This window comes from Streptomyces sp. adm13(2018), from assembly GCF_008042145.1.
Taxonomy (GTDB): Bacteria; Actinomycetota; Actinomycetes; order Streptomycetales; family Streptomycetaceae; genus Streptomyces.
Genome location: NZ_RDBH01000141.1, coordinates 1,053,032 through 1,062,805, shown reverse-complemented (window position 1 = coordinate 1,062,805; position 9,774 = coordinate 1,053,032). Strand labels below are relative to the sequence as shown.

Sequence of the window (9,774 nt, the reverse complement as noted above, 5' to 3'; positions counted from 1 at the left end):
CCGGGGCCCTGCGGGTAGCCGTAACCGGCCTGCTCCGGCGGCGTCCCGGGGTGCGGACGGCTTCCCGCACCCCGGGACGCCGCCGGAGCAGGCCGGTTACGGCTACCCGCAGGGCCCCGGGGCACAGCCCGGCGTCTCCGGGGGCGTACCGCCGCAGGCCCAGGGCGGCTACGGCTACCCGCACCCCGCCGCCGTGCCCCCGCAGGCCGCGGCTCCGCAGCCGCCGCAGGGCGGGCAGCCCGTCGACCCGCGGACCGGGGCGGCCTGGCCCTCGCCCGTGACGCACGACCAGCGGGAGCGGTCCGTGCCGGGCGCCCCGCTCGGCTACAACGCGGCCGTCGAGCTCTCCTCCGACCGGCTCCTGCGGAACAACAAGCAGAAGCCCAAGTCGAGCCGGACGCCCGGCGGCGCCGCCGCCCGCTTCAAGCTCGGCGGCAAGAAGGAGGAGGCGGAGCGGCAGCGCAAGCTGGAGCTGATCCGGACCCCCGTCCTCTCCTGCTACCGGATCGCGGTCATCTCCCTCAAGGGCGGTGTCGGCAAGACCACGACGACCACCGCGCTGGGCGCCACGCTGGCGACCGAGCGGCAGGACAAGATCCTGGCGATCGACGCCAACCCGGACGCCGGCACCCTGGGCCGCCGGGTGCGGCGCGAGACCGGGGCGACCATCCGCGACCTGGTGCAGGCGATCCCGTACCTGCACTCGTACATGGACATCCGCCGGTTCACCTCGCAGGCGCCGTCCGGTCTGGAGATCCTCGCCAACGACGTGGACCCGGCCGTCTCGACGACGTTCAACGACGAGGACTACCGGCGGGCCATCGACGTCCTGGGCAAGCAGTACCCGATCATCCTCACCGACTCGGGCACGGGTCTGCTGTACAGCGCGATGCGCGGGGTGCTCGACCTCGCCGACCAGCTGATCATCATCTCGACGCCCTCCGTGGACGGCGCGTCCAGCGCGTCGACGACGCTGGACTGGCTCTCCGCGCACGGCTACGCGGACCTGGTGCAGCGCTCGATCACGGTCATCTCCGGGGTCCGCGAGACCGGCAAGATGATCAAGGTCGAGGACATCGTCCAGCACTTCCAGACACGCTGCCGCGGTGTCGTGGTCGTGCCCTTCGACGAGCACCTGTCGGCCGGTGCCGAGGTGGACCTCGACATGATGCGGCCGAAGACCCGGGAGGCGTACTTCCACCTCTCGGCGATGGTCGCGGAGGACTTCTCGCGGGCGCAGCAGGCGCAGGGGCTCTGGACCGGCGACGGCCAGGGCGCGATGCCGCCGCACATGGCCCCGCCGATGCCGGGCCAGGCCATGCCCGGACAGCCGATGCCGGGCCAGTTCGCGCCCGCACAGCCCGGACAGCCCGCACAGCCCGGACAGCCCGTGCCGGGGCAGCCGTACGGCGCCCAGCCGATGCCCGGACAGCCGATGCCGGGCCAGTTCGCCCCCGCACAGCCCGGACAGCCCGGGCAGCCCGGTCCGGGGCAGCCGATGCCCGGTCAGCAGCCGTACGGACAACCCGGCCAGACCGGCCAGCCGTACCCGCCGCAGCAGCCGTACGGGCAGCAGCCGGCCCCCGGTCAGTCCTACGGCGCGCCGCCCGCCCCCGGCCAGCCCTACGGCGCCCAGCCGCACCCGGGCCAGCCGCTTCCCGGACAGCAGATCCCGGGCCGGCCGCAGCCCGGCCAGCCGCTCCCCGGACAGCCCGCCCCGGGTCAGCCGTACGGAGCACCGCCCGCTCCCGGACAGCCGTACGGCGCGCCGGGGATGCCGCAGGGCTGGCAGCAGCCGCAGCCGGGCGCGCCGCTGCCTCCGCAGGCCGATCCGCAGGAGCACGGCCAAGGGCAGCCGCCCGGCCAGGTTCGGCCGCAGGACCAGGGACAGGGGCAGGTCCCGCCGCCGAACTGGTCGCAGGAGCAGCCTCCGCAGGCTCCGCCAGCCCCTCAGCAGTAAGGCGTCACAGGAGTAGACCAATGAGGCCCCGCACCGGTCCCCCGGTGCGGGGCCTCTTGGCATTCCCCCAGCCCACAAGGGGTTTGAGGGATCGTTGACGACGGCAGACCACCGCTGATAAACCTTCGCTTCACTCACCGTCAGCCCAAGATCCACGACAGATCCCCCGACGCGAGGTCACGTCCCATGGTCATGGTCACGAAGGTTCCGCCCCGTCACTCCCCCACGCACAGAGCACTCCGCGTGCTGCTCGCCTCCGGTGTCACCGCCGTCTCCCTCGTGGCCGTTCCCGGTACCGCCGCAGCGGAGGACGACAAGGCCGCGGGAAGCACGCTCACCGTCGCCGTCTCGCAGAGCATCGACTCGCTGAGTCCGTTCCTCGCCCAGAAGCTCACCTCGACCAGCATCCACCGGCTGGCCTACGAGTACCTCACCAACTACGACGCCAAGGACGCCCGTACGGTCCCGGGTCTGGCGACCGCGTGGACCCCCTCGGCGGACAAACTGACGTGGACGTACACGATCCGCGAGAACTCGAAGTGGTCCGACGGGAAGCCGGCCACCGCCGAGGACGCGGCCTGGACCTTCAACAAGATGATGACCGACCCGAACGCGGCCACCGCCAACGGCAGCTTCACGGCCAACTTCGCCCGGGTCACCGCGCCCGACCCGAAGACCCTCGTCATCCGGCTCAAGAAGCCGCAGGCCACGATGACCGCACTCGACGTGCCGATCGTGCCCAAGCACGTCTGGGAGAAGGTCGGCGACTTCTCGAAGTTCAACAACGACAAGCAGTTCCCCATCGTGGGCAACGGGCCGTTCGTCATCACGGACTACAAGGTCGACCAGTACATCAAGCTCAAGCCGAACAAGGAGTTCTGGCGGGGCGCCCCCAAGTTCGACGAGCTGGTCTTCAAGTACTACAAGGACGGGGACGCCGCCGTCGCCGCCCTCCAGAAGGGCGAGGTGTCCTTCGTGCCGAACCTGACGCCCGCCCAGGCCGCGGCCCTGAAGACCCAGCAGGACGTCAAGGTCAACGACGCCCCCGGCCGCCGCTTCTACGCCATCGCGACCAACCCCGGAGCGCGCGCCCAGAACGGCGGCACGTTCGGCAACGGCCACAAGGCGCTGCTCGACCCCGCGGTCCGCAAGGCGCTCTTCCTCGCCGTCGACCGCGCCACGCTCGTGGACAAGGTCTTCCAGGGGCACGCCGTCGAGGGCCAGGGCTACATCCCGCCCCGCTTCGGCTCGTACTTCTGGCAGCCGGGCGACGGCCAGAAGCGCGCGTACGACCCCGCCGAGGCGGACAAGGTGCTGGTCGCCGCCGGGTACCGGAAGAACGCCGACGGCAAGCGCGTCGGGAAGGACGGCAAGCCGCTCGACTTCCGGATCCTCTGCCACGCGACCGATCCGAACGACAAGGCCGTCGGCAAGTACCTCCAGGAGTGGTGGGGCGAGCTGGGCATCGGCCTGAAGGTCGAGTGCCTGGACAGCGTCTCCGACCCGTGGGTCAAGGGCGACTACGACCTCGCCTTCGACGGCTGGTCGGTCAACCCCGACCCGGACTACGTCCTGTCCATCCACACCTGCGGAACGCTCCCCGCGACGCCGAAGGACTCCGGGGCCACCGACAACTTCATCTGCGACAAGGAGTTCGACGGCCTCTACGCGCAGCAGGCGGTCGAGTACGACACCGCCAAGCGGGCGGATCTGGTGAAGCGGATGCAGTCCCGGCTGTACGACACGGGGTACATGAACGTCATGGCCTACCCGAACGCCCTTGAGGCGTACCGCACGGACCAGATCGCGTCCATCACGACCATGCCCGAGGCCGCCGGGAACCTCTGGGGCCAGGACGGCTACTGGAGCTGGTGGTCGGCCGTCCCCACGGCCTCCGCCTCCGACGGCGAGGACTCCGGCTCCTCGACGACCCTCTGGCTGGTCCTCGGGCCCGTCGCACTCGTCCTGGTCGCCGTGGGCGTCTGGACCGCCCGCCGCCGTCGCACCACCGCCGACGACCGCGAGTAGTCCGTGACGACCGCGAGCACCCCCGCCGACGTGGTGCGGGCCGAACCGGCCCGCACCACGGACGGCGCACCCCGCACCGGTGCCTCCCTCGGCTATCTCCGCCACGCGGCGGGGAAGCTGGGCGGCGCGCTCGTCTCCCTCTTCGCCGTCCTCGTCACCAGCTTCTTCCTGTTCCGGGTCATCCCCGGTGACCCGGTGAAGGCGATGACGCACGGCATCCCCACCTCGGCCGAACAACTCGCGACACTGCGACGCCAGTTCGGTCTCGACCTGCCGCTGTGGCAGCAGTTCGCCGACTACTGCGCCAAGGCGCTGACCGGCGACCTCGGCACCTCCTTCCAGTTCCGCGCCCCGGTCGGCGACCTCATCGCGGAGAAGCTGCCCGCCACGCTGCTGCTCACCGGCATCGCCGTGGTGATCTACTCGGCGCTCGGGCTCTGGCTCGGCACCCGTTCGGCCTGGCGCCACGGCGGGCTCGGCGACCGGCTCAACACCGGCATCGCGCTGACCCTCTGGTCGGTGCCCTCCTTCTGGCTCGGGCTGCTGCTCATCATCGTGTTCTCGGTCGGCATCGGACCGGTCCCGGGGCTCTTCCCGACCGGGGGCATGGAGTCGGGCACCGGCGAGACCGGCTTCGCGTACGTCCTCGACGTCGCCCACCACCTCGTCCTGCCGGTCGTCACCCTCGTGGCCGTCGGCTACGCGCAGACGCTGCTCGTGATGCGCTCCTCGCTCCTCGACGAGATGGGCGGGGACTACCTGACGACGGCGCGGGCGAAGGGGCTGCGCGACGACGACGTCCGGCGCCGGCACGCCGTGCCGAACGCGCTCCTGCCGACCGTGACCATGGTCTTCATCAACCTGGGGCACGTGGCCGCCGGTTCGATCCTGGTGGAGACGGTGTTCTCCTGGCCGGGGCTCGGCGGGCTGTTCTACCAGGCCCTGAGCGTGCCCGACCTCCCCCTCGTACAAGGACTGTTCGTGGTCTTCGCCGGAGCGATGATCCTGATGAACCTGATCGCCGACCTGCTGTATCCGCTGCTCGACCCGAGGGTGGGCCGATGACCTCGACCGCGTCGGTACCGCCGTCGGCGGCCTCGCTGCGACGGCAGCGCCGCCGGAGCTCGGCCGCCCGCTTCTGGAAGGCGTACCGCGGCCACCGCGCCGGACTGTACGGCCTCGCCGGGCTCGCCCTCATCGCGCTGCTCGCGCTGACCGCCCCGCTGACCGTCGGCGCCGACGTGCAGTCCGTGACCCAGGCCCCCGGCACCGCCCTGGAGTCGCCGAGCGCCGAGTTCCCGCTGGGCACCGACCAGTTCGGCCGCTCCCTGCTCGGGCTGCTGATCTGGGGGGCGCGTATCTCGCTGCTCGTCGGGCTGCTCGCGGCGGCGCTCTCGGTCGCCATCGGCACCCTGGTGGGGATCATCGCCGGGCACTACGGCGGCTGGTTCTCCACGGTGGTCATGCGGATCACCGACTGGTTCCTGGTGATGCCGACCCTGGTCCTCGCGATCGTGCTCGCCACCGTCATGTCCCGGTCGATGTGGACGGTCGTCCTGGCCATCGGGGTGACGTCCTGGCCGACCACGGCCCGCCTGGTGCGGGCCCAGACGATCGCCGTCGAGTCCCGGCCCTACATCGAACGGGCGACCGCCCTCGGCGGCGGGCACGGGCACGTCATGAGCAGGCACGTGCTGCCGAACGTGATGCCGCTGGTGCTCGCGCAGACCACGCTCGGCATCTCGACCGCCATCCTCACCGAGGCGACCCTCGCCTTCCTCGGACTCGGCGACCCGACCGTCGTCTCCTGGGGCGGCATGCTCCAGGACGCCCGCGAGGCCGGCGCCGTCTCCTCCGGGCACTGGTGGTACCTGGCGCCGCCCGGCCTCGCCATCGCCCTGGTCGCGCTCGCGTTCACACTGTGCGGCCGGGCCGTCGAGTCCGTGCTCAACCCGAAGCTGGGAGTGGGCCGATGAACACGCCGAGCCTCCTGGAGGTGCGCGGCCTGCGGGTGACGTACGGGACGGGGGCGGACGCCGTCCCCGCGGTCCGCGGGGTCGACCTGACCCTGGAGGCCGGACGGAAGCTGGGGGTGGCCGGCGAGTCCGGCTGCGGCAAGTCCACCCTGGCGCTGGCGCTGCTGCGGCTGCTGCCGGCCTCGGCCCGGATCGAGGGCGAGGTCCTGCTCGACGGCGAGGACGTCCTCGCCATGAAGTGGGGCCGCCTGCGGGCCGTGCGCTGGGCGGGCGCGTCCATCGTCTTCCAGGGCGCGATGCACTCGCTGAACGCCGTGCACCGGATCGGGGACCAGATCGCCGAACCGCTGCTCGTGCACGGCCGGGCGACCCCGGCCGCGGCCCGCCGGAAGGTCGGCGAGCTGCTCGAACACGTCGGGCTGCCGGCCGCGCGGGCCGCCTCCCATCCGCACGAGCTGTCCGGCGGGCAGCGGCAGCGCGTGATGATCGCGATGGCGCTGGCCTGCGATCCGCAGCTGATCGTCGCGGACGAGCCGACGACCGCGCTGGACGTCATGATCCAGGCCCAGATCCTGCGGCTGATCGAGCGGCTCGTCGCCGAGCAGTCCATCAGCCTGCTGATGATCAGCCACGACCTCGCGGTCCTCGCCGACACCTGCGACCGGCTGGCCGTGATGTACGCGGGCCGGGTCGTCGAGGAGGGGCCGGCCCGGGACGTGTACGAGGCCGCGCGGCACCCCTACGGCCGGGCCCTGTCCTCGGCCTTCCCGCGGATCGGCGACCCGGCGTCCCGGCGCGCGCCGCGCGGACTGCCGGGCGACCCGCCGGACCCGGCGGACCTGCCCGGCGGCTGCTCCTTCCGCCCCCGCTGCCCGGTGGCGGTGGAGGCGTGCGGGGAGATCGAGCTGGAGCTACGGGAGGCGGCCGCGGACCACCGGGCCGCCTGCGTCCACGTGGGGAGCGCGTCATGAGTACGGAGACGGCCGAGCGTACGGAGAAGGCGGCGGCCCTGCTGTCGGCGCGGGGGCTGCACGTCACCTTCCCCGGGCGGCGGGGAGCGCCGCCCGCCCGGGCGGTCGACGGGGTGGACCTGGACATCGGGGCGGGCGAGATCGTGGCCCTCGTCGGGGAGTCCGGCTGCGGCAAGACGACCCTGGCCCGCTCGCTCCTCGGCCTGGTCCGGCCCACGTCCGGGACCATCTCCTTCGACGGGAAGCCGCTCGGGTACGGCTCCGCGGCCCTCAAGGCGTACCGGCGGCGGGCCCAGCTGGTCCTCCAGGACCCGAGCGGCTCGCTGAACCCCCGGCACACCGTGTACGACGCGGTGGCGGAGGGGCTGCGGATCCACGGCCACCCGGGCGACGAGCGGGCGGCGGTCGCGGGGGCCCTGGCACGGGCCGGGCTCCGCCCTCCCGAGCGCTTCTTCCTGCGCTACCCGCACGAGCTGTCCGGCGGTCAGCGGCAGCGGGTCGTCATCGCGGGCGCGCTGGTCCTGGAGCCCGAACTCATCGTCGCCGACGAGCCGGTGGCCTCCCTGGACGCCTCCGTACGGGGCGAGATCCTGGCGCTGCTGCTGCGCCTGCGGGACGAACTCGGGCTGTCCGCGCTGGTGGTGACGCACGACCTGGGGCTCGCGTGGAACATCGCGGACCGGGTGGCGGTGATGTACCTCGGGCGGGTCGTGGAGACCGGCAGGGTGGAGTCGGTCCTGACCGCTCCCCGGCACCCGTACACCCAGGCACTGCTGTCGGTGCTGCCGGAGTCCGGGGGTGCGCCGGTGGTGCTGACCGGTGAGCCGCCGGACCCGTCGCGGATCCCGTCCGGCTGCCGCTTCCACGCCCGCTGTCAGGTCCTGGCCTCGGGAGCGGCGGCGGCGGTCGCGGACCGCTGCCGCGGCGAGGGCCTGCCGGTGCTGGGCGGCGGGGGCGAACAGGAGGCGGCCTGCCACTGGGTGGCGCGGGAACCGGCGCTCTGAGCCGGGCCGGCGCGGTGGCCCGGGGCGCCGCGCCGGGGCCACCCGGTCGGCGGGGCCGGCCTGTCGTCAGGGGTGGCCGGACGACGGGGCCGGCCTGTCCGGCCCATTCGGCCTATCCGGCCTGGGGGTTCTCCCGGTCGTAGGCCTCGGTCAGCTCCCGGCAGCGCTTCACGTCGCCGGCCATCGCCTCCAGGAGGTCGTCCAGGGTGTCGAACCTGAGCATCCCGCGGACGTACGCGAGGAAGTCCACGGCCACGTGCAGCCCGTACAGGTCGAGGCCCTCGCGGTCGATCGCGTACGCCTCCACCGTCCGCTCGGTGCCGTTGAACTGCGGGTTGGTGCCCACCGAGATGGCGGCCGGCATCCGCTCGCCGGCGGCCGTCAGCCAGCCGGCGTAGACGCCGTCGGCGGGGACCGCGGTGTGCGGGAGGGTCTCGACGTTGGCCGTCGGGAAGCCCAGCTCGCGGCCGCGCTGCGCGCCCCGGACCACGACGCCCTCGACGCGGTGCGGACGGCCGAGGATCTCGCCGGCCCCGGTCATGTCGCCCTCGGCGACGAGGCGGCGGGTGAGGGTCGAGGAGAAGGGGTCGCCGCCGCCCGCCGTACCGCTGACGTACAGGTCGATGACCTCGACCTCGTAGTCGTAGGTGGCGCCGAGCTCGGACAGGAAGGCGACGTTTCCGGCGGCGCGGTGGCCGAAGCGGAAGTTCGGGCCCTCGATGACGGCCTTCGCGTGCAGCTTGTCGACGAGCACCTTGACGATGAAGTCCGCCGGGGACAGCTGGGAGAACTCGGCGGTGAACGGCAGGACGAGCACCGCGTCCACGCCGAGGCCGGCCATCAGCTCGGCGCGCCGGTGGTGCGGGGCGAGCAGCGGCGGGTGGCTGCCGGGCCGCACGACCTCGGAGGGGTGCGGGTCGAAGGTGACCACCACGGAGGGGACGCCGAGTTCCCGGGCGCGGTCGACGGCCCGCCCGATGATCAGCTGGTGCCCGCGGTGCACACCGTCGTAGGAGCCGATGGTGACGACGCTGCGCCCCCAGTCCTGGGGGATGTCCTCCAAGCCACGCCAGCGCTGCACTGTGACCGCTCCTCGTCCGCCTGTTCGCCGATTACGCAGGTCTAAGACTGCCATGCCCGGGGCCGTCGGTTCGCATCGGCATGGAAGTGCCGGGGGTCCGCAGCGCCCGGAGGGTCTCCCGGCCGAGCAGCGGCGCCCACGCCCCCGGGTCCGCGACGGCCCAGCCGGCGAGCAGCCCGGCGAACGCGGGCCGGGCGTGGACGCGTCCCGCGAGGGCCCGGTCGCACAGGGCCGCGCCCTCGGGGGTACGGGCCCAGAGGGCGCCGACCCGGTGGGTGAGCACCCGGGTGCGCGGCTCGCTGCGGCGCTCGGCGTCCTCGGCGGCGGCCGCCAGGAGGGCGTCCAGGACGGTCGGCTCCCCGCCCGTGTACCGCTCGTGCTCCAGGAGTACGTCGAGGAGTTCGGTCCGCAGGTACCGGGAGGCTCCGGTGCCGGGCGCGGCGAGGACGGGGGCGAGGGCGCGTCGGACCGGGACGGGGCCGGTCCGGATCAGGCCCGAGACCAGGGGGAAGAGGACGGCCCGGGCGGCGGGGCCGTACTCCAGGCGGCGGTCGACGAAGGCGGCCGCGTGGTCCGCGCCCGCGGGGTGGCGGGCGACGTAGCCGCGGACGAGGGAGGCGGCCCGGCGGGCGAGCGCGGGCGTGTCGACGTCGGCGAGGGCTCGCAGGGTGGCGGCCGGGGCCTCGCCCGTACCGTCCAGGCGGGCCGCGAGGGCGGCGAGGACCGGCCCGGGGTCGGCCGGGAGGGCCTCCAC

Annotated in this window: 7 protein-coding genes and 1 pseudogene; 6 read left to right on the top strand and 2 right to left on the bottom strand. The window is 73.4% G+C overall.

What is annotated here, in order from left to right; genetic code table 11:
- The 6 genes from EAO70_RS32995 to EAO70_RS32970 all read left to right on the top strand — a co-directional run.
- Positions 1 to 1,960: MinD/ParA family protein (locus EAO70_RS32995; RefSeq protein WP_148006651.1), on the top strand; the 1,960-nt coding region annotated here is incomplete at its 5' end.
- 192 nt (positions 1,961 to 2,152) lie between these two features.
- Positions 2,153 to 3,988, top strand: a complete 1,836-nt coding sequence (locus tag EAO70_RS32990; protein ID WP_148006650.1) for an ABC transporter substrate-binding protein — start codon at positions 2,153 to 2,155, stop codon at positions 3,986 to 3,988.
- Between the two features lie 3 nt (positions 3,989 to 3,991).
- Positions 3,992 to 5,053, top strand: a complete 1,062-nt coding sequence (locus EAO70_RS32985) for an ABC transporter permease (RefSeq protein ID WP_148006421.1) — start codon at positions 3,992 to 3,994, stop codon at positions 5,051 to 5,053.
- The gene (locus tag EAO70_RS32980) at positions 5,050 to 5,964 is read left to right on the top strand and encodes an ABC transporter permease (protein ID WP_148006420.1); all 915 of its coding nucleotides are present in this window, start codon (positions 5,050 to 5,052) and stop codon (positions 5,962 to 5,964) included. Before EAO70_RS32985 ends, EAO70_RS32980 begins: the two co-directional genes overlap by 4 nt.
- Positions 5,961 to 6,935, top strand: a complete 975-nt coding sequence (locus tag EAO70_RS32975; protein ID WP_148006419.1) for an ABC transporter ATP-binding protein — start codon at positions 5,961 to 5,963, stop codon at positions 6,933 to 6,935. The genes EAO70_RS32980 and EAO70_RS32975 overlap by 4 nt, the downstream gene beginning before the upstream one ends.
- Positions 6,932 to 7,939: an ABC transporter ATP-binding protein gene (locus EAO70_RS32970; protein ID WP_148006418.1), complete on the top strand. Its 1,008-nt coding sequence runs from the start codon at positions 6,932 to 6,934 to the stop codon at positions 7,937 to 7,939. Before EAO70_RS32975 ends, EAO70_RS32970 begins: the two co-directional genes overlap by 4 nt.
- 112 nt (positions 7,940 to 8,051) lie before the next feature.
- Here the strand turns inward: EAO70_RS32970 and EAO70_RS32965 are convergent, their stop codons facing one another.
- Together EAO70_RS32965 and EAO70_RS32960 are read right to left on the bottom strand one after the other, a co-directional pair.
- The gene (locus EAO70_RS32965; RefSeq protein ID WP_148006417.1) at positions 8,052 to 9,020 is read right to left on the bottom strand and encodes a bifunctional riboflavin kinase/FAD synthetase; all 969 of its coding nucleotides are present in this window, start codon (positions 9,018 to 9,020) and stop codon (positions 8,052 to 8,054) included.
- A 31-nt stretch (positions 9,021 to 9,051) separates the two neighbouring features.
- A pseudogene (locus tag EAO70_RS32960) lies at positions 9,052 to 9,774 on the bottom strand (serine protease); the annotation flags it as partial.